Here is a 22145-nt window from a genome sequence, read left to right on the forward strand (position 1 = left end):
TTAATTTTCAAAGAGTGATTTAAGTCACCTAAATCTCATTAATCTCCATTTAATTATTGAAAAGTCCTTCACATATTTTAATACCACAAATATTTATTGTAGTATTGGTTAGTCACACATTTATATATAGTGTAATAAATAATAAATAAAAACAGGAAAATAATTGAGTAGCTTTGCATCTGTTTAGATACTTCCTGCGTCTATCCACACAAAATCCGCTTTTTTCACACGCCACACTCCGGGATTCCGCACTATTTTTTATTCACTCTTAAATTTAACCAATCAGATGAAGAAAGTGTATCTGCTACAAACTGCTGTGTTATTTTTATTCACCGCATTCCTCACCACGAACGCATACACTCAAATGGAAGATTGTGGGGCTCATCCCGATGATGAAATGATGCATGATGAACATTGTGCGGTTTTCGCCTTAGTTCCTTATGACGGTGCAACTCATATTGCAGTTAATAATGGTTCGTGGTTTAATCCAACAACTTGGAATGTCTTATCAGTTCCGGGAACAAATGCTCAAGTTGTTATAGATTCAGGTTTAACGGTTACCTATGATGCGGTAAGTGAAGTGGAAATTCATTGGGTGCGCGTAATTGGCACCTTGAATTTTTCATCAACAGTAAACACTAAATTAAAAGTTATCACCGCAGTAGTTGATCCGGTTGGACATTTGAATATTGGTACTGCTGCCACACCGGTAATAAATGGAGTAACAGCAAAAATTATATTTTCCGATCAAGGTGCAATAGATATTAGCGACGACCCCTTTGAATTTGGTAAAGGATTGATCAGTCATGGATTTACGAATGTAAATGGATTTTACAAAAAAACCATTTGCGCAATATCAAAAAATATTTCTGCCGGTGCATCCAATTTAAAACTCGCCGAAATTCCAACAGGTTGGCAGGTTGGAGATCAAATTGTTTTACCGGGAACTTATGGTACGAGCATTAACGATTTTGAAAATAATTCAAAATTTCATGATGAAGTATTAACAATTTCAAGCATAGCATCCAAAACAATTTATTTCACAAATAACGCAACGGGTGGAAACTCACTTCAATATGAGCATAAATTTCCTACCGGATATGGCTTGCGTTTATATGTTGCAAATGTCACAAGAAATGTAATATTTGAGTCAGAGAATTATACCACTATTCCAATTAATCAACGAGCACATGTAATGTTGATGCATAATGTTGCACAGAGTATTTCTAATGCAGCATTTAACGGACTTGGAAGATCAGATAAAAATATTCTGGTAACCACTCCTGTTGTGGATGAATTTGGAAATCAATTAAGTGGTGGTGAAAATGTAAGAGGAAGGTATAGTCTGCATTTGCATAAAGCAGGAACAAATAACATAGGCGTGGTGCCTGCCTTAATTAAAGGTTGTGCAATAGTAGACGCCACAAGCTGGGGTATTGTAAATCATCAAAGTAATGCGAATATTGATGATAATGTTGTATTTGATTTTGGAGGTGCTGCATTTGTAACTGAGGATGGAAACGAGCTCGGTACATTTAATAGAAATATAGCAATAAAAGGAAAAAAAGCGTCGCTGGTTACTGATTTTGAATCGCGTACTGCTAATTTTGATTTTGGATTTGAGGGGAACGGCTTTTGGATTCAAAGTTCCAATGTTTCCTACGAAGACAATATTGCTACTAGTTGTGCCGGTGATGCATATAAAGTTTTCAGCGATGATGGAAGTTTACCCGCAGAACATAGAATTAAAATTCCAAAAACAAATATTTTAAATTCCGTTATTGCCGGAACTGATGATTCGATATACACCGCTGTTGTTCCATTGAGAAAATTTGAGGGTAATATCGCCTATAATTGTAATAGTGCACTTGCATTTTGGACACATTTATTAAACAACGACAATATAGGAGATTTTTCAATGTTGGAATATGATCCCTATACACATACTATTTTTAGTGTAGTGGAGGATTTTAAATTCTGGAATTTACTCGGTGCAGGAATTTCGATTAAATATTCAGGACAAATACATCTTAAAAATGGTTTATTGCTGGGTGATATTAATAATCAATACCAAACCAGCGATTGGATAACAGGAAATCCAATGGGCGGATTTGCCTTTATTTCAAGCACAGTAACAGGTCAGGTAATATATGAAGGTTTAACGGTCAAGGGATGGAAACGTGCTTTAGTAGCCGGAAGAACAGATGACCTTCAAAGTGCGGACGAAGCAGAATATAATTATAGAAATACAAAGGTGATAGGAGGAATATATAACAATAACTTATATAATATTGCTCCGGAGGAAGGTACAGATATATATGGTGCCTCAGAATATTATAAATTTCCAAAATATTTTGAAATATCCGGGTCGCCTTCCTTTACTGCTATAACTCCAAATGTATTACCTACTGCTGATTTTGCTTTTGTATTTACAGGCGGAAATACAATTAAGTTAAATGGAATTTTATCTTCAGATTCTGATCCGTTTGTTACTACCGCCGGGCAAGGTAATGGGATTGCATCATATTCCTGGAATTTTGGTGATGGCACTACAGGATTTGGATTGGATCCTGTCCACACCTTTAATACGCCAGGTACTTACAGCGTTGTATTAACCGTATACGATAGCCAGGGAAAAACATCATCAGTAACAAAAAATATAATAGTTACAGCAATTGATTACGAAAATATATTAACGAACTCGGGTTTTGAAACAGGGGGACTTCTCGATTTTTCATTAACTAAAAGTACAAAAGAATTTGTTGGTATTGGTTGGTTAAAAAAAGGTAGCTGGAGCATTGAAAATGGAAAGGCTGCAATATTTTTAAGTGATAAATGGAACAGACCTTTAATTCAGATCGTAAAAAATGATAAAGCCTTAAGAGGTGTAATAGAATTTTCGTTTCAAGCTAAAAATATAGGAGGCGGAGCCGCAGGCAATCATCTTGTATGTGAAATTTTGGGTGTTAATGGTGAATTCATAGATCCGGATGTTACTACGGAAAGCAATGTTCAAAAATGGAATAATAATGATCTTGCTTTTTCTTCCACTGTATTGTTGAATAATGAGTATGGAATGGTTAATTATAACTGGCAGACTTTTACACAAAATGTAAATTTCGGTGCAGGTTATGATTATATTATAATTAAAATTTATTCGGAGGGATTAAAAGCCGGACCTTCCGATGAACAGGGAATCGACAATGTATGTCTTCCTTGCAATTGTCAGATACCACAACATTTATTTGAAGATGAATTAACGTCCACTCACGCTATGCTCATATGGGATAATATGGGTAGCATGAATTATGAGGTGCAATATAAAACCACAGTTGGTGGATCGTGGACAACAGTGGCAGTGGAAAATACTTTCGAAGAACTTACAGGTTTACTTGCAAATACATCGTACACCTGGAAAGTTAAAGCTTTATGTGATGGAGTTTGGACAGCCTATTCCGGAGAAAAAATATTTATTACTCCTTCTGCAGGAACCAGTTGTACCTCACCGAATGTATTATCTACTACATTGATCACCGCTACTAAAGCTACCTTAAACTGGAATACGGTTCCGGGTGCATTGCAATATCAGATCTCTTATAAAAAATTGACTGATCTAACATGGACAGATGTTATTACAACAACTAACTCTAAATTATTAACAGGCTTAACGGCAAATACTGTGTATCAATGGAAAGTGAAAACACAATGCGCTGCAGGTTGGAAAGATTACACCTCCATAATGTTGTTTACCACACTCTTTTTAAAGGAGGAAAATGAAATTACTTTGGTTGAAAATGTAAATATCTATCCTAATCCGGTTACTGATATGGTTAATGTTTCTTTTACCAATTCCAGGAACGGTATCTTAAATATCAGAATTATCGATCTCATGGGAAGGATCGTTGAAGACAAAATGGTAAATGTTGAGGATGGGGAAGTAAATGTTGAATTAAATGTTGAACAAATACCTCCGGGTGTTTATTTATTAAATATCAATGATGAATTTAAAACTGTGGGCACAGTGAAATTTATCAAACAATAGTGGTTTAAATGTGAATAGATGGAACTCCGCAAGCAATTGCGGAGTTTTTTGTGGTATATCTCATCCGATTCGGGAAAATTTTCCACAGTTTTTTTAAAAAAATCGATCAAATTCCCCGTTTTTAATGAATTTCAGGGAATGGCTTTCAATTTGCATTATAAGTGGAAATTAGAGATGTATTTATGAAAACGTATATTTTAATTGCCCTTTGTTTTTTCACTTTTAGTAGTATTTCAGCGCAGTCAAATGCACTCGGAATAAGATTAGGAGGAGGAGATGGATCGCAAGCAGAAATTTCGTATCAGCAATATATCGGGGGACCCAACAGATTGGAATTTGACCTTGCTTTTTTTGATGATGGATATGCTGATGGATTTAAATTCACCTTATTATATCAATGGGTGCATGAGATCGAAAGTGGGTTTAATTGGTACGTTGGTGCAGGTGGAAGTATTGGTGCAAGAGATTTAAATGGCCATTTTTCAGATGATGATGATTTTAATGACGGCGTGTTCCTAAATTTTGATTTGCAACTAGGAATTGAATACAATTTTAGTGAAGTTCCGCTACAGCTCAGTTTAGATGGTCGGCCGGAATTTGGAATAATTAACGATGATTTTGATATGGGATACGGATTAGGTATCCGTTATACCTTTTAATAAAAATGTGTGGTTTAGGATTACACCCATCTGTCGCTCTGACAGGTGGGTTTTTTTTAATCCAACTTATTCAATAGCAAGCAGCGCAGCGAACTTGCTATTGAATTAGTTGGATTTACCCCGAATAGAAAATCCTCTAAAAGTTTGACCTAAATAGAATTTTAAATTCGAAGCATAAAACTTCATAATAAAATTAAGTATCTTAAATTTTCTTATTCGGGGTCTCCTGAGTTTGACGACAATTATTTAAACCAACCTTGCTAATGAATTAGTTGGATTTACCCCGAATAGAAAATCTTCTAATAGTTTGACCTAAATAGAATTTTAAATTCGAAGCATAAAACTTCATAATAAAATTAAGTATCTTAAATTTTCTTATTCGGGGTCTCCCGAGTTTGACGACAATTATTTAAACCAACCTTGCTATTGAATTAGTTGGATTTACCCCGAATAGAAAATCCTCTAGAAGTTTGATCTAAATAGAATTTTAAATCCGAAGCATAAAACTTCATGTTAAAATTAAGTATCCTGGATTTTCTTATTCGGGGTCTCCCGAGATGTATCCGAATAGAAAATCTTCTAACAGTTTGACCCTAATAGAAATATAAATTCGAAGCATAAAATTTCATGATAAAATAAATTATCCTAGATTTTCTTATTCGGGGTCTCCCGAGTTTGACGATAAATTATCAGAAATAATACCTAAAGTTTAATAAACGTTTTACAAATTGGATCGCCTTCTGTCTCTATCCTTAATACATACATCCCAGCCGCTAATTGCGAAACATTTAATATAGATTCATGCATTGTCATATTGAAGAGTGTTATCCCTTGCATATTCACAATTGTTACAACAGGCGAATCTCCTAATTCCCCATATTCAAAATATAAAATATCCTGAACCGGATTTGGAAAAATTTGAATTTTTGTTTCCGAATTTTCTAAAATATTATTTGTAATTTCCGAACAGTCGATAACATTATCAAGCCAATCATTTCTTTCACTTATAAACGACCTAAGTCCATAAATTGTTCCTCCGCCCGGACCACCACCAACAGTGATATCACTTTCAATATTTGTATCAAAATTTGAATTTGTATACATTTTGTTATCGTCGGCATAAACGTGCGGTTGAATTAATGTATAAAGTTGGTCGGTTTGAGTTTGAATGTAACTATCGGTAAAATAAGAAGTACGCAATGCACAATAGTATTCTTCATAAATTGTTTTTGTGGCATCTATACTAACGATACGTTCCAATAATGGTCTGTTTGATCCGAAATAGTATGGATCCAATTCCGTCATATCTGTTACAGCACCACCTGCAGGATACGATCCAAATGCCTCGTTACAATCCCAGTTGATCCATTCCCAGGTGCCTGTAGAATCTTTATTATATATATAATAATTACGCGCAGAATTTAAATAACTGTCGAGATTTGCAAACAGGTTACCCAGCGCAAAACTTTTCATTAATTGCTCTACATTAACATGCTCTGAAAGCTCAGCAACAAATACCTCATCGGAGGAATTATTAATAAAATCGACTAATGTAATCAGGTCGGACCAATTATTTTCATCTGTATTATTTTCTAAAGTATATTTACCGTCATAATCCAATTGATCTGTCCCGTAATATTTAAGATCGGCCTCATCACTGGGGCCACCCATTCCGAATGCATCTCCGGCCTTAAATAGATTTTCTGATTTGTCGTCAAAATGCGTTTTCAAAAATTCATCATCCACCTGTTCCACCACTGTGTAAAATCCCCAAAAAATATCATTCATGTAAACATTTGCATAATTAATTCTAGGTGCATTTATATTTTCCGACTTGCAGATATCATAATATATTTTCTCCCGCATAAATGTGGGATCCTTAAAACAATTATTAAAATTTAATTTTTTTATTCCATCGTATTCAAATGTATCAATATATCTGTTAAAGTCAATTTTAAACGATTTTTTTTCACCGGGATGGCCATAACTTGAATTGCCCTTTAACCTTATTCCAATCTCAGAATATGAAGTATCACCAAGATTATCTGTTATTGTTACAGATGCTTTCATATAAGTTTCCGTATCATAATTCAATACCAGAGAGTCCCAGAATCCGGGTTGAGAAAATTGAAGATCAATAGTAAGCACCTGGTTTTCGGAAAAAATTTGGTCTCCGGGATCTTGGGCAAAAGTTAAGGAAGGTAATAGGAAAATTAGGAGGGCTCTCAGGAAATTCATGAATTTTTCTACTTTGACTAATGGTCGGCTGTAAGGTTTAAAGGGTTATTATATATATTTTTCTGGTGACTGATGATATAAAAGCTTAAAATTAGGGCATTATCTTTGGTTACCTGAAACAAAAATTGTCAACCTATGATAAAATTATTACTCTACACAGCGCTGGTTTCCGTTTGCATCTCAAGTACAGCACAGGTTTCCATTATAATTCCGGGAACTCCTGTTGTTGAAACGTTCACCGGTTTTACAGGTTCAGGATTTGCTCCCACACCTTCAAGTGGACAATTGGATGCGGACAATTGGCAAATTACAGGCTTTTCTGATGGCAACCTTGCTTTTGGAGGAACTAGAACAACAGGTGATTATGCTCGCGGAGTAACGGGAGGAAATGTTACTGTTGGTGGTATTTATGGGTATAGTGGCGGGTTGGGAAATCAGGCTTTATATATTCAACCTGCAGCCTCAGATTTCGTTCCCGGAACTATTACAACTAGATATTTAAATATTACAGGAACTACAATTACATCTGTAGATTTTTCCTATGTTATTTATAATTATAATAATGAAGCAAGATCTACCTCCTTAAAACTTTCTTATTCATTCGACAATATCAGTTTTACTAATGTACCCTCTGCAGATTTTAACTCTTTTGGTGCAGCTGATTTTTTATTATATACATTTAATAGATCTGTTACAATTCCTGGCCTCTCCTTTTTAAATGGAGGTACAATGTATTTAAAATGGACCAGCGATGATGTAATAGGTTTTACTGGAAACAGAGATGAAATAGGTTTGGATAATATTACACTCAATGCGCACACAGATCCAATTCCAATTCCGGTAATTAATTTCAATTCAGAATTGCCATTTTATGATGAGGGAGTTGGAACTATTTCCGTTGACGTCCAAATTGCAACTCCCCATGATTGTAATGCATTTATTCATATTAATCACGATGTTACAAGTGCTATTAATGGAGTTGATTTTATATTACCTGAAGAAACAGAGGTTTCATTTTCTGCTGGAGGTGGAATTATACAAACAATATCTATCCCAATCTTGAATGACATCAATCCGGAATATCAGGATGCAATTTATTTAGAAATTGACAGTGTATCACCCGGCTGTTCCATTGGTGAACCACATTTTAAATTAATGTTTATTGATGATAATGATGATCCGGTAATTGCTGATTGCAGTAATTTAATTATTTCACAATACGGAGAAGGATCGGGTGTAGCAAATAATAAAGTTTTAGAGATATATAATCCAACACCGAGTGCAGTTGATCTTTCAAATTATTGGGTGCAAATTTATTTGAATGGAAATTTAGGACCGAGTTATTATTTTAATTGTAATGGAATGTTGGCTGCCGGTGATGCGTATGTGATAACTCCCGAAGATGCAAATCCTGCTTTATTAGCTCAAGCAGATACAGTTGGTGGCGGTGCTGCTTTTGATGGTAATGATGCAGTTGTTTTATATCAGGGACCTGATATGATAGATAAGATCGGAATTATTGGTGTTGATCCCGGACCCGGTGGTTGGATGGTTGCTGCTGGTTCAACAACAAATAATTCACTCTCACGCAAGAGCAATATTAAGATGGGACAATTAGATTGGACTATCGGCGCCACAGAGTGGAACGTTCTTGGAACAAATAATTTTTCAGGTTTAAATACCCATGTTTTCGACGGATGTGGTTGCGCTGTTCCTACGGGAATTTTTGTAAATATGATCACCAATTCTTCCGCAAAAATAAATTGGATCGCTGTTGCAGGCGCTACCAAATATCAAATTCAGTATCGTCCTGTTGGTGGTGGTGCATGGTTGAAAAAAAATGCAACTACAACATCAAAAAATTTAACGGGATTATTGGCAAACACTGTATATCAATATAAAGTTAAAACAATTTGTGGTGCGTCAAGTTCTGCATTTTCTCCTATTGCGAACTTTACAACACTTCCGTTGCGTTCTGAAATTAATGAGGAAATTTCATCAAAAACAGAAATTTATCCGAACCCATCAAACGGCAAATTTCAGATCGTAGTTGCTCAGGACATGTATACTGATGTGGAAGTGGAAGTTTATAATATTCTTGGTACGGAGGTCTATCGTGAAGTTTTTGATAACACAAACGGTAAATTGGAAATGGATTTAACAGATCTAATACCCGGACAGTATATTATCCGTATTAAAACCGATTCTTTTATCGAAACAAAAAAGCTTTTTATTAATTAAGGAAACTTTTTATTGAATTAATTTTTTCCGGGGATGTTTTTATAAACTATCCGGAAAAATCGGTTCAATGGTTAAACTATCAAGTCCACCTAATATAGAATCAATTGTAGCATCCATGGATTTGGACATATCCTGTTGCACCAACATAAGGGATAATTGAAATCTCAAGGAAATACCGGTTACGGCAGATTGTTGTTCGTCGGATAATTGCTGATTTCCTATGGCATCCATAATGGCACTTATGTCATCACCCAAGGCATTGATTTCAGCTTTATTCTTTTCTAAGCCATCATCTACAAGTTCCTCATAGGTTATAACCTTTGATTCATAACTATCAATTAGTTTATCTGTTTCACTTTTACAAGCAGATAACAGTATTAAAATCAGGAGGACGCTGGATATTTTCATATTGTTTTTGTCAAAGATATAAATTTCCTGAATATTCATATATATCCTTCAAGGGATTGAATGTTAATAGCAATTTCATGAAAATATCCATTCAATTTTTCGTGATTGTTGAGCTTCTGCAATTATCTAGATGCCACATAAGTTTCGTATGGAACTTCAGACAGGGAGCTTATTACAAAGATTTTCCCACCGGTTTCGGAAGAGAAATTCAACGTGTTATGTTCATCCACAACAATAAAATCATCGGGATTTAATGTCCTATTTTCTAAAAGCATATCTCCATCCATTAAATACATGGAATGTATCTGATCATTCTCCAGTTCTAATTTATGTGAACCGGAACTAAAAGTTATTTCCTGTATGTTAATTCCCGGCGTTTGCATTTCCAAAGGAGCACCTTCTCCTTTAAATGTTTTAATTGTAAATCCATTTTTGGTAATTACAGGAAACATCTCTGCTTCATAATCATTATAGGTGGCTGGCTGATAAAAGGATTTCGAAATATCAGGATCTAGCCATATCTGAAATATAGAAGAATTTTCTGTTATTTTTTCTGCATGACTGATACCACTTCCGGCGCGAATTATCTGCACATCACCTGCCTTTAATGGAATCCATTTTTTGTTTTTTGTGTCGTAATGTTCTATGGTTCCCTTTAATACGAACGACATGATCTCAAAACCCTGATGTGGATGCAAACCTATAGTACTCGTGACAGTTGCACTCGCATGGGCCCAATAAAAGATGTTGGAATAGGGTTGCAATTTACTTTTGTCATGCGACATCTGTATAGGCTTGTTTTCAACGATCTCTCCGTCGTTAAAACCACCCTTTATTTGTTTCTCCACCGGATAAATTTGGATAGCCATAATTTTTTTAATTTGATACAATTAATATTTGGAATTAGTTCCTATCTAAAGTTTTCTAATTCGTGTGCATTCGTGTCATTCGTGGCTAAAAATTTATACCAATAGCCTTCGCAGCAATAAATGCCGTTGTCCAAGCCGCCTGAAAATTAAATCCTCCCGTTACAGCATCAATATTTAATACCTCACCTGCAAAATACAGGTTGGGACAAATTTTACTTTGCATCGTTTTAAAATCAACCTCCTGTAATTTAACTCCTCCACATGTAACGAATTCGTCTTTAAAATTACTTTTACCCCTCACTTCAAAAATACTTTCCGTAAGCAATTTTGAAAGTAATTGAATTTTTTCTTTGGAAATATCACTCCAATTTAAAACACCAGGTATTTCCGCAAAATCACAAATACTTTTATATAGCCGGTTTGGCAAATTAAAATTATTGGTTAAAAGAATAGTTTTTTTTGGAGATGTTTTTCTGTTGGCAGATAATAATTCTAGACACGACTGATAGTTATATTCAGGGATAAAATTAATTCGCAATTGAAAATTATATTGTAACGCATTAAGTTCCACTGCTGCCCATGCTGAAAGTTTTAAAATTGCCGGTCCGCTCAATCCCCAGTGCGTTATTAATAAGGGTCCTGATGTAGTTAATTTTGTATTTTCGATGGAACAGGTGACATTCGGCACACTAATTCCCATCAGGTCATTAATTCTTGGATCTTTAATATTAAATGTAAATAATGAGGAAACGGGAGGCACAATTGTATGCCCGAGTTGTTTCAGAATGCTCCATATCTGATTACTGCTTCCCGTTGTAATTAATAATTTATCAGTCAGAAATTCTTTTTTATCGGAGGATATTAATTTCCATTTTCCATCTTCATCTCTCAATATTTCCTGTATACCTGTTTGAAGATGTAAATGAATTTTATGTCTCGCAGCCTCCTCCATAAAACAATCAATTATAGTTTGCGAAGAATTTGTGGAAGGAAACATTCTTCCATCTTCTTCCCTTACAATTTTAATATTTCTTTTTCCAAACCATTCAATTGTGTGTTCAGGATTAAAAATATAAAATGGACCTAATAATTCTTTTTTACCTCTGGGATAATTCGACACCAATAATTCCGGTTCAAAACATGCGTTTGTTACATTACATCTTCCTCCCCCTGAAATTTTTACTTTGGAGAGAAAATTATTTCCTTTTTCAAAAATATGAATATCAATTTCCGGATTCGATTCCGCAGCATTTATTGCCGCAAAGAATCCGGCAGCACCTCCTCCAATCACAGCAAGTGTTTTTTGCATATTGCAAATAAAAGCAAATTACCCTACATTAGCCTTATGAAAGCAACTAAAACATGTCCCAAATGCAAAGGCACTGAAATTTACACCAACGATACCATATTAAAAAGGGGCGAAAGAAGTACTGTAGGTGTTTCCGGCTGGACCAATATTTCAGTCTCCGTTTATGTATGTATGAGTTGTGGTTATTTTGAAGAATATATCGACAGTGAAAATATCAAAAAAGACAAATTAAGAGCCGCAATTGAAAGAGAATGGAAGCGGTTATAGCATTTGGTAATTTAGTAATCTGGTAATTTGTCCACCGCGGCGGATTGGTAACGCGTAATATAAAATCAGAGAAATATTCAGATATTAATGTTTACGACTAGTCATCCTATTTCCTACTTCCTATTTCCTATGTCCATTTCCAATGTCCTATGTCAAGTCCCGTGTCCCGTGTCCTGTATCCCATGTCATACATTTTTCACTTCCGCTATCAACTTCTCCAAAGTCGCTTTAGCATCACCAAAAAGCATTCGCGTTTTTGCTTCGTAAAATAATTCGTTTTCGATGCCCGCATATCCTTTTGCCATGCTTCGTTTCATTACGATTACATTTTTTGCAGTGGTTGCTTTAATAATTGGCATTCCGTAAATAGGAGAGGAGGGGTCAGTTTCTGCTGCAGGATTTACAACATCGTTAGCTCCAATTACAATTACAACATCCGTATTTGGTAATTGAGGATTGATATCATCCATCTCTTTTAATTTATCATAAGGCACATCCGCTTCTGCCAATAATACATTCATATGCCCGGGCATACGACCCGCAACAGGATGAATGGCGAAATTTACTTCAACACCTTTTGCTTCCAGCGCTTTTTCAAATTCGTGACAAGTGTGCTGTGCCTGTGCAACTGCGAGACCATATCCTGGAATAATTGTTACTTTATTTGCATAACAACATAATATTGCCGCATCGGAAACACTTATTTCGCGAATGGATAATCCTTCTGTTGATTTACTTCCTGGTCCGCTTGCACTGAATGCTCCGATAATTACATTCCACAAACTTCTGTTCATGGCTTTGCACATTAATATCGTTAAAATTGTTCCAGCACTTCCCACCAAAATACCACCTGTAAGCATCACCTGATTGTCGTATAAAAATCCACCAAACGCAGCCGCAACACCTGTAAATGAATTTAATAATGAAATTACCACCGGCATATCCGCACCGCCGATCGGTAACACAAAAAATACTCCGTATAGTAATGATGCTCCAAAAATTATCCAGATAATATTATCACTCAATCCGGCCGTTATGGATGCATAAATAATAACTGCTAAAATTGCAAAAACGAATGTGTTATTAAAAAATTGCAAAAATTTGCTTCCGTAATCTTTAATTTTTCCTTCCAATTTACCGTATGCGATCATACTTCCTGCAAAAGAAACGGAACCTATCATTAAACCTAAAAATATAATTAATCTTTCACCCCATTCTTCCGGATGATGTGTACTCATTTCCACAATTCCAATTAATGCTGCGCAGGCACCACCCATACCGTTAAATAAAGAAACCATTTGCGGCATCTGAGTCATCTTCACTTTCATCGCAGCAAAATATCCTATCACCGTACCCAAAACAATTGCACCGGCAATATAACCGAGGTTGCCAATGCTTTCATCAGTTTCCGGATCTCTGTGAAATAATATTGTTCCTAAAATTGCAATGGTCATACCTATTCCGGCAAAAAGATTTCCCTTTTTTGCGGTATCAGGTTTTGAAAGCATTTTTAATCCCACAATAAAAGAGATACTTCCGAGTAAGTAACAAATTTTTAATATGTCGTAATATTCCATAAGATGAGTAATGAGTTATGAGTAATGAGTTATGAGTTTGGTTCTATTTAAACTGCGACTGCGACTGTGACTGTGACTGCCACTGCCACTGCATTTTATTTCTTCTTTTTAAACATCTGCAACATTCTGTTCGTTACCACAAATCCTCCCACAACATTTAATGTTCCAAGTACAACGGCTAAAAATCCGAGCACTATTGCGAGATAATTATCGGGTTCAGCGTGGCCCATTACAATAATGGAACCGATAATAACAACTCCGTGAATTGCATTGGCACCACTCATTAAAGGTGTGTGCAAAATTGCCGGAACATTACTAATTAATTCCACCCCTAAAAAGGCTGCGAGTAAAAGAATATAAATGATATCCCAGGTGTCGAGTGCAGTTAAAAATGCACCAACTGTATCAACGGCATTCAATAAAATAATTTCTTGCATGTTATAATATATTTAAAGTGTATTCTGTGTATTTATGATTGTCTTTTACTCTGGTTTCGGCTTCTATATGTAATGCCTTTCCCGGATAATCAGGAGAACTTGTAAGAAAATAAGTAAATCCACCTTCCTTATCCGAAACAAATAATTTTTTAAATCCCAGTGTCTCTAATTGTTTTAAAAGATCCTGATATTCTTCATCACCATAAAAATAATAGATCACCATTTCTGAACTCGATTCATTTAATTCATATACAATGGTGTGATAAACATTAATAGTTGATTGCTCACTAGTTGTCAATTTTTTTTCTGTTGGATGTGTATAGAGATATCCCGTTTTACCTTCTTGTTTTATAGGAGTGTCGGAATATAGATATCCATTTTCCTCAATTAACGAATTTGCACAATCGTAATTTGTGCAGGAATGCATTTTCAACAGATCGGTTGCCTGCACAATTTGTGCGGAACAGAAATGTGTCAGAAATAAACCGATAAAGTAAAAAAGTATTTTTTTCATAATGCTTTTTTATCAGGAAACTGGTTGAGTCATTACTGATTTAACGCGTTCATTTTTTATTTCGCCGTTATGAGCTATGCAAGTACCGGTAACAAGATCATCTTCAAAATTCAGATTGATATTTCCCTCTTTGTCGATGAGAAGTTTAATATAATTCAGAATATTTTTTCCAAACATTTTACTTGCATCAAAAGGCATGGATGCCTGCAAATTGCTGTCGCCAATTATAGTGACACCATTCACATTTATCGTTTTGCCATTTTCCGTTAATTCGCAATTTCCTCCGGTAGAAGCAGCAAGATCCACAATAACAGAACCGGGTTTCATTTGCATAACCGTTTCTTTTTGCAATAATATAGGTGCTTTACGTCCGGGTATTTGTGCCGTGCAAATTACAACATCCGCTTTAGCAGCATGTTCCTGCACTTTTTGTTGCTGACGTTTTTTAAATTCCTCGCTTTGTTCAACGGCATATCCACCGGCGCCTTTATCTTCAGTTGCGCCTTCCACTTCAATAAATTTTGCTCCTAAGGACAGTACTTCTTCTTTCGCTGCAGTTCTTACATCACTCGCTTCCACAACTGCTCCTAAACGTTTAGCAGTTGCAATAGCCTGTAATCCGGCAACCCCTGCTCCTAAAATTACAATTTTAGCGGGGGTAATGGTTCCTGCGGCGGTCATGAACATCGGAAAGAACTTCGGCAGAGTGGTTGCGGCAAGTAAAACTGCCTTATAACCTGCCACAGTTGCCATGCTTGACAAAATATCCATCGCTTGGGCTCTTGTGGTTCTTGGAATAACGTCGAGGCTGAAGGCAGATACGCCTGCATTCAGACAACTGGTAACAAAATTTTTGTTCACAAGTGGGTTAAAACCACCTATCAGCACTTTTCCCTTCAAACCCGTTAACTCACTGCTTTCCAGCGGATGGATCATGATCAGGATGTCGCTATCTGACATAACGGTTTGCCTGGAGGCAATAACAGCACCTTTTGCGGTATAATCCGCATCAGGATAGCTGGCATTGGCGCCCGCATTGGTTTCTACAACTATTTTTTGTGCCTTTAAGGCCAGTAAGGAGGAGATATGCTCAGGTGTGATAGCCACACGTTTATCGGCTGAACCTTCTCCCAAAATTCCTATTATCATGAATTTTGGTTTTGGAATGGGCAAATATCCGAAATTATTCCCGTTCTCAATACCTGAAGAGCGATATTATTGCAAAAGAGGGCTTTCCCTGCAAAAAAAAAGCAACCCTTTAAGAGTTGCTTTCTCAAAACAATAATAAAAAATCATTTATTTATTTACTAATACAGGAATGCTAAATCGATCGCTTTTTCCTGAAATTGTCAATTGATAGATTCCGGATGGAACATTTAAGCCGGAAAAATTCCAACTTGCCTCGCCGGTTCCGGATTCTGTTTTAACTTCCGACCAAACTGTTCTACCTGCAATATCCACTAAATTAATGGTGTATTTGTCAGGTAAAATTGAACTCATATAAACTGTAAAATTGTTCATTACAGGATTTGGATAACAATAGATATTCTGATTTGTGAATTCCATATTTTCAATACCAACATTAATTGTTGGAGTTAAGAGATAGGTTTTATCGGTTGCATAAAAATAAGAACCGGTTGCAGAGCTTATGCCCATTAATAATATTTTATCATTTTCAGGCATGAAAACAAGAGTTGGGCTTAAATATTCAGAGACAGGTAAAACATAAGAATCCGGCGGATAATATTTATTTCCGTTATCCAGATCAACTGCTATCAAACCAACATGAATAGGATCAAATAATGCGTCGGCTGCAAGTAAATATGCATAATTTGCATCTTTATCCAGCACGAAATCAAAAATTCCACCATCAGTTAATGCATCCTCAGTCGTGTTGAAGGTAGCAACCTTTGAGAATGTTTTTAATTCTGGATCGAAGGTGATCAATGCATATTCCAAATCAGGATCATAACGATAAGCCAACATAATATAATTATCATTGTCCAAACGTTGATCAGCTATCACTTTCATATTGGAATAAGTTATCCATCCCGGATCCTCAGGAATTAATTCGCTGCTTAATAAAGAAAACGAATTTGTACTTTTATCATAATATTCCACTGCCATCACCATGGTTTCTCCATAACTTGTCCAGCCTCCGCAAACAACTGCACCTCCATCATCGGTTGGCAACACTAAAGTTTGGGCTCTTGGATTGAGCAAAGCACCTGTAAGAGTAGAACTTCCTGTGGTTAAGTCATAAATTTCACCATAGGTAGCTGCCTCCGTATTATACCAAGCACCTGCAATTAGTATTTTACCATTATCCAATTGAGCTGCTGCTAATTGCATTCTCGGGTAAACCATATCACCTGAAACACTAAAAACATCTGTTTCTGGATCAAATAATTCGGTGGAGGTTATTGCAGGAATTCCCCAGTCGTAACTTCCTCCTAAAATTAAATAACGACCATCATCCAGTTTCAAAACACAGGTTCCATCATGCGGATAATTCATGGTAACTTCTGTAAAAGTGTTGGATTCAGGATCATAGATATCGGCATTTATACCTGAAACAAATCCCACTTCCCTTCCGCCAAAAGCCACCACCCTGCCATCATCTAAAGTTGCAGAAAACGGAAAGATCCGTTCCTTGTTCATAAGCGGTCCTACTTCATAAATTGCACCTCCTGTTTGAGCTAAAATTGCACCACTCCACATAAAAAAAAGTAAAAAAAGTGTTGCACCCGGCAACCACTTATTAATATATCGAATTGTTTTCATACATATGGTTTTAATTGAGAATAAAGGTATTGCAGGTGGTAATTTTTAATTACGATGTAGGTCACTGATAAGAGAGATAGAAATCAAATTAGAAAATGAAACATCTCAGAAAAATTAAAATTTTGGCATAATTAATTCGACAAAAAGAATATAACAAATCATGGTAAAAGCCCAATTTAATGGCTCTGGAACGTGTTTTCGACATTTATTGCCAAAATCTATATCTTTACGAAAAAAAAATCAGCTATGAAAAAAATCAGCATTGTCAGCACAAGTGTTATGACTTTACTGCTATTGATCAGTTTTGCAGCCAATGGTCAATGGTCTTATGGTAAAGTGGAAGAAATTGAAGACCTCAAAAACCGCAAATTAATTGTGGTAACCGAGGTTGAAAATGAAAAGGTTGTTGAAAAATTAACCAAATTGCATAAAGAAGCAGCTCTTCCAGCCTATAGAGCAGCATTGGATGAATACAATGCTAATTTGAAAGTTGCTATCGAAAATTTCTGGCCTTATGAAACGGAAGTTGTTTACAAAACCTGGGAACAGGCAAAAGCACTTCAAAAAGCAAAAAGTGAAGAATACGGAGTAATTTATGCTTTTAATCGCGAAACGAATATGGTATTTAACGTGAGCGATTCTGATCCGGGTTTGGATTGGAATTATTATGATCTGAAAGAAGGTGATATTAAATCACAAAAAGCAGATTGGAGCAGTTCAACTTATATCAGAATAGATCTGATAGAAAATATCAAGAACACAAAAAAACTTCCTATTATGGAAATAGGATTACCGCATGTATTTCCACAAAAAAGTGATCTTACTTTCGGTTTACAATATTGTGCATGGTACATGGAAAACAGATTAGCAGATGCCAAAGCAAAAGATATGCGTGAAATGGCGGAAGAAAATGCAAAATTATTAAAGCAAATGACCGTTGTAATTCGCGAATCTGATCTTGATAAAGACCTGACCAAAAATGATATTAAAGCATTATATAAATTCCCTTTTGAATTAGTTTCTGATGCGCAATATGATAGTATCATTTTAGCTAAAACAGAAGGAAAACCTTATCTTATTATTTCTCCGCAATTTACAAGTGTAAATGGTACTTATACTGTATTGTATAGTTATCTTGTAATGAATCCGGCCAGTGGAGAAGTTATGGATATCATCTATCCGGGCGGCGGCGGAGCAGCAGTAACAGCAATGATCGGAGTAAAAACAAAGATCGGCATGGAACTTACCGAATACGTTTTTAAAACTTTACAAAAAGATGTGATCGACGATTGATAATTAATTAACTAAAATAAAAAAAAGAGGCTGTCTCAAAAGGATAGCCTCTTTTTATTTTTTAAGACCAGTTTGATGTTTCGCCTTTGACTTTAAATAGATTGGGGTTTAAAAATCATAATGCAAAAGTCTTTTTATGAGAGCTTACCATTCATTTTTTTCAGATTATGTGCTAATGCTAATAATCCTGTTTCTATTTCTACCTTTTTAATGCCTCTTAAATTAAATCGTTTAAACTTTTTATTCTGCTTTATATTGGCGAAGACAGGTTCTACATCGACACATCGTTGTCGTCGTAGTTTTAATCCTTTCTCACTGGTTAGAAGAGCATGAACTTGTGCTTTATATTTTCTGAGGTTGTGATTTATTTTTACTACCCTGTCGCCTTTTGATTGATGGCAAGCATCCCTCAACTCACACCCGGTGCAGCTTTGAGCCTGGTAATGGGTAACTATTTGGGTAAAGTCATTCCTGCTTTTGTCTCGATGTGTTCCCACATTATACATCGGTTCATTTATCGGGCAATATAAAATGTCTTCCTGTTTATCATATCGGAGATTGGAAGCTACAAACTTGTTTTTTTTTATGGGCTTTTGTTTCATCCTTGTAAAATGTATTGTATTTGATATAGGGAGTAATATTGTGCTGATCGCACCATAAATAATTTTCTTCACTTCCATAACCTGCATCTGCAATTACATTTACAGGAAGCCTATTGTACAATTTATTAAAATGAGTGAGATGGTTTTTTTAAAGTTGTGCTGTCATTAGGTTGTTGGTGAAGGGTATAATTAAGGATGAACTGATTATTGGTAGAGATCTGCAGGTTATAACCAGGCTTCAGCTGGCCGTTCAGCATATGGTCTTCTTTCATGCGCATGAAGGTGGCATCATGATCTGTTTTGGAGTAACTGTTTCTGTCGGCTAATATTTTTTCATGCTGCTCATATTTCTTCAGGTTCTCAACGAAGTTTTTTTTTACATAATTCAACTTCTGTTTAACCTTTTGGGGTATTTCTTTTCCACTTATTGCCTTATCTATTTCCTGGATGGTTTGTTTTACTTTTTCCGGATCGGCTGCCTCAAAACTAATTGCTGAAGTATCGTTGAGTTCTTCCACAGCCACTTGCTGACTATAGGCCCAAAGCTCCTTTAATTGACGGCTCATTCTCTCCCGGTTTGTCCTGATCGCGTTTCCCCATACAAAAGTATATTTATTAGCGTTGGCTTCTATTTTTGTTCCATCTGTATAAATCTCCTTCAGACTCACTAAACCCTGATCTGCGAGCAACATCACCACCTGGGAAAAAACACTTTCCAGGCCCTCCTTTAATTTCTCCGACCGAAAACGATTTAATGTATTATGATCCGGGCGACTCATTCCACTCAGCCACATAAAGTGAATGTTTTCCTTCACGGAAGCTTCCATCTTGCGGCTTGAATAAATGTTATTCAGATATCCATAGATTAATATCTTCAGCAACATACGCGGGTGGTAACTTGATGTCCCTCCACCTTTATATTGCTTCACAAGTCCATCGATATTTACTGAATCAATAACATGATTTACCAGACGTACCGGATGATTATTCTCGATTAAATCTTCGAGTGAGGGAGGTAAAAGATTCAATTGATTCGGAGAATAAGGTTTGAAAACTAATTTTTTTGCCATCTCCAAATCTCTTCAAAATCTATAATTTTTTAAAAAACTATATAAACACCCAAATGTGTACAAAACAAAGAGGCTATCCTTTTGAGACAGCCTCTTTTTTTTGGCCTTTGGAATTAATTATTCGTAATTTCATTCCTTCATTCTTTCATTCCTTCATTCAAAATCTGGCCCCATCTCTTATCTTACCCATAGGGGAAGACGTTTCTTTGGCGATTTTTCAAAGCTTTCTGCACAATAAATTGCTGTACAATTTCTGCAATCCAATTCCTCCGAAAATACTTTGAGTAAATCCTAGAAAATTCATTTCCTCAATCTTTTTTTTATCCTTTTAAATCCGCTCGATCCGCGTCATCCGCGCCTGTCCGCCCACCGGCGGATTCCCCCTTTTTTCTCATTCTTTCATTTTTAATTCTCTCCTCCTTCCCGACAGACCTCACAGGTTAAAAAAAACCTGGTAGGTCGTCGGGCTTAATTCTTTCATTCCTTCATTCTTTCATTCTTTAATTCCTTCATTCCTTCATTCTTTTAGCCCATCAAACCAAATCCTCGCAAAAATAAAACAAGGTTCTGCACAGGATGTGTGCGATGCGGAGGGGGAGGGTTGATAGAGGGTACTTGATGTGCAACCATTCGAATTAAAAATCTCTTGCGCATTAATTGCATTTTCGTAATTTACTAATTCATCTGCAGTGCAATAAAACATCATTAACGGAACTTCCGGTGTCCAGTTTGTAAGGTCGTTGTCGCGGAGTGCAATTCGAAATGGGTTATTTTCATTGGATAAAAAATCTTGTAATACTTCAGGTTTAATTATATTTTTTGGCACTGAAGGCATAACTGCATCCACTTCCCAACCTTCGTGTTCTCCATCAAATAAAGGTGGAATAGTTTGATCAAATGGAGCAATTAAAAAATCGGAAGGACTATCATACATTTTATACACTTCATTATAAGCAAACATTAAATAAGGTAAATAAAAAGGAGCTCCATAGGGTTCATCACTTAATACGTAATCCGTTTGTGCTCCGCTCATATCGTAGGGTCCGCTCATTGGGGCGCTTGCAGTAATTGTAAATTCGTCGCTGTGATTTAATTGTATTTCGCGTGTGGTTGCCATTGCCGCATGCCCGCCTTGCGAATAACCGAAAATAAAAAGTTGATCGTTGTATAAAACATTTTTTTCTGCGGATAATGTTTTTGCTGCACGTAAAAGATCAATACTTGCAGTAGCTTCTGTTTTAGAGTGACAATATAAATGTCGCCCAGGTGAATCTCCTAATCCTAAATAATCAGGTAAACTCATAATATATCCGGAACACGCATAAATAATTCCTAAAATAAGTTCATCACTTTCGTAGGAGGGAACATCAAATCTTTTTAATACAGTTCCGTGTTCATAAATACAATTTGGAAAAGCAGAAGAACCCGTAACAGGTAAAACAACTGCGCCTGAAGCCTGAGTTTCATTTCCAAAAGCATCAATTGTTTTATAAACAACACGATAAATTTCTATGGGATAATCATTTGGATAAGTAAGAAGATCAGGATCATAAGCAGCTAAAACCGAATCTGTTTGTTCAATGGTATAAGCGTGTAAAAGTTGGGAGGAAATTATTTCACCTCTGAAACTTAATTCGTCTGAAATTGCAACATCATACTTGCAGGAGTTTACAAGTATCGATAAAAATGAAATGGTTATTATAACTGCAGATTTGGAATTAAATAATCGCATGTGCCTGGATTTTTAGAGAACTAAAGATAATTATATTTTGATACTTCCGAACTACTTATATTAGTAGCTAAATGGCAGGTAAAATTTGTTTATGGCGACAAGT

Annotated in this window: 15 protein-coding genes and 1 pseudogene; 5 read left to right on the plus strand and 11 right to left on the minus strand. The window is 35.9% G+C overall.

Annotated elements, in window-relative coordinates; all coding sequences use genetic code 11:
* Positions 1–286: 286 nt before the first annotated feature.
* On the plus strand, positions 287–4042 hold the full coding sequence (locus tag IPI31_08775) for a T9SS type A sorting domain-containing protein (protein MBK7567908.1): 3756 nt from the start codon (positions 287–289) through the stop codon (positions 4040–4042).
* Positions 4043–4224: 182 nt separating this feature from the next.
* Positions 4225–4701: a hypothetical protein gene (locus IPI31_08780; GenBank protein MBK7567909.1), complete on the plus strand. Its 477-nt coding sequence runs from the start codon at positions 4225–4227 to the stop codon at positions 4699–4701.
* A gap of 702 nt (positions 4702–5403) precedes the next feature.
* Here IPI31_08780 and IPI31_08785 read toward each other — a convergent pair.
* Positions 5404–6939 (minus strand): CotH kinase family protein, encoded by a 1536-nt coding sequence (locus IPI31_08785; protein MBK7567910.1) that lies wholly within the window; start codon positions 6937–6939, stop codon positions 5404–5406.
* 135 nt (positions 6940–7074) lie between these two features.
* Here IPI31_08785 and IPI31_08790 point away from each other — a divergent pair, with 135 nt between their 5' ends.
* Positions 7075–9180, plus strand: a complete 2106-nt coding sequence (locus IPI31_08790) for a lamin tail domain-containing protein (GenBank protein ID MBK7567911.1) — start codon at positions 7075–7077, stop codon at positions 9178–9180.
* A 39-nt stretch (positions 9181–9219) separates the two neighbouring features.
* On the opposite strand, the gene IPI31_08795 is transcribed toward IPI31_08790, so the two are convergent.
* The 3 genes from IPI31_08795 to IPI31_08805 form a co-directional block, all read right to left on the minus strand.
* Positions 9220–9588, minus strand: coding sequence for a hypothetical protein (locus tag IPI31_08795; protein ID MBK7567912.1), 369 nt, complete (start codon positions 9586–9588; stop codon positions 9220–9222).
* Between the two features lie 122 nt (positions 9589–9710).
* The gene (locus IPI31_08800) at positions 9711–10457 is read right to left on the minus strand and encodes a pirin family protein (protein MBK7567913.1); all 747 of its coding nucleotides are present in this window, start codon (positions 10455–10457) and stop codon (positions 9711–9713) included.
* Between the two features lie 85 nt (positions 10458–10542).
* Entirely contained in the window at positions 10543–11766 is a 1224-nt protein-coding gene (locus IPI31_08805) for an NAD(P)/FAD-dependent oxidoreductase (GenBank protein MBK7567914.1), read from the minus strand.
* 36 nt (positions 11767–11802) lie between these two features.
* Between IPI31_08805 and IPI31_08810 the strand changes: the two genes are divergently transcribed.
* The gene (locus IPI31_08810; protein ID MBK7567915.1) at positions 11803–12033 is read left to right on the plus strand and encodes a hypothetical protein; all 231 of its coding nucleotides are present in this window, start codon (positions 11803–11805) and stop codon (positions 12031–12033) included.
* A 185-nt stretch (positions 12034–12218) separates the two neighbouring features.
* On the opposite strand, the gene IPI31_08815 is transcribed toward IPI31_08810, so the two are convergent.
* From IPI31_08815 to IPI31_08835, 5 genes are all read right to left on the minus strand, one after another.
* Positions 12219–13610, minus strand: a complete 1392-nt coding sequence (locus IPI31_08815; protein MBK7567916.1) for an NAD(P)(+) transhydrogenase (Re/Si-specific) subunit beta — start codon at positions 13608–13610, stop codon at positions 12219–12221.
* A 95-nt stretch (positions 13611–13705) separates the two neighbouring features.
* On the minus strand, positions 13706–14047 hold the full coding sequence (locus IPI31_08820) for an NAD(P) transhydrogenase subunit alpha (protein MBK7567917.1): 342 nt from the start codon (positions 14045–14047) through the stop codon (positions 13706–13708).
* A 1-nt stretch (position 14048) separates the two neighbouring features.
* Positions 14049–14561 (minus strand): hypothetical protein, encoded by a 513-nt coding sequence (locus tag IPI31_08825; protein MBK7567918.1) that lies wholly within the window; start codon positions 14559–14561, stop codon positions 14049–14051.
* 12 nt (positions 14562–14573) lie between these two features.
* Entirely contained in the window at positions 14574–15710 is a 1137-nt protein-coding gene (locus IPI31_08830; protein ID MBK7567919.1) for an NAD(P) transhydrogenase subunit alpha, read from the minus strand.
* A 147-nt stretch (positions 15711–15857) separates the two neighbouring features.
* Positions 15858–17345: a T9SS type A sorting domain-containing protein gene (locus IPI31_08835; GenBank protein MBK7567920.1), complete on the minus strand. Its 1488-nt coding sequence runs from the start codon at positions 17343–17345 to the stop codon at positions 15858–15860.
* A gap of 246 nt (positions 17346–17591) precedes the next feature.
* On the opposite strand from IPI31_08835, the gene IPI31_08840 reads away from it, so the two are divergent.
* Entirely contained in the window at positions 17592–18638 is a 1047-nt protein-coding gene (locus IPI31_08840) for a hypothetical protein (protein MBK7567921.1), read from the plus strand.
* 134 nt (positions 18639–18772) lie between these two features.
* On the opposite strand, the pseudogene IPI31_08845 reads toward IPI31_08840, so the two are convergent.
* Both IPI31_08845 and IPI31_08850 read right to left on the minus strand, forming a co-directional pair.
* A pseudogene (locus tag IPI31_08845) lies at positions 18773–20310 on the minus strand (IS1182 family transposase).
* 517 nt (positions 20311–20827) lie between these two features.
* Positions 20828–22042: a hypothetical protein gene (locus tag IPI31_08850; GenBank protein ID MBK7567922.1), complete on the minus strand. Its 1215-nt coding sequence runs from the start codon at positions 22040–22042 to the stop codon at positions 20828–20830.
* Positions 22043–22145 lie beyond the last annotated feature (103 nt).

It is taken from the genome of Bacteroidota bacterium, from assembly GCA_016706865.1.
GTDB lineage: Bacteria > Bacteroidota > Bacteroidia > Chitinophagales > BACL12 > UBA7236.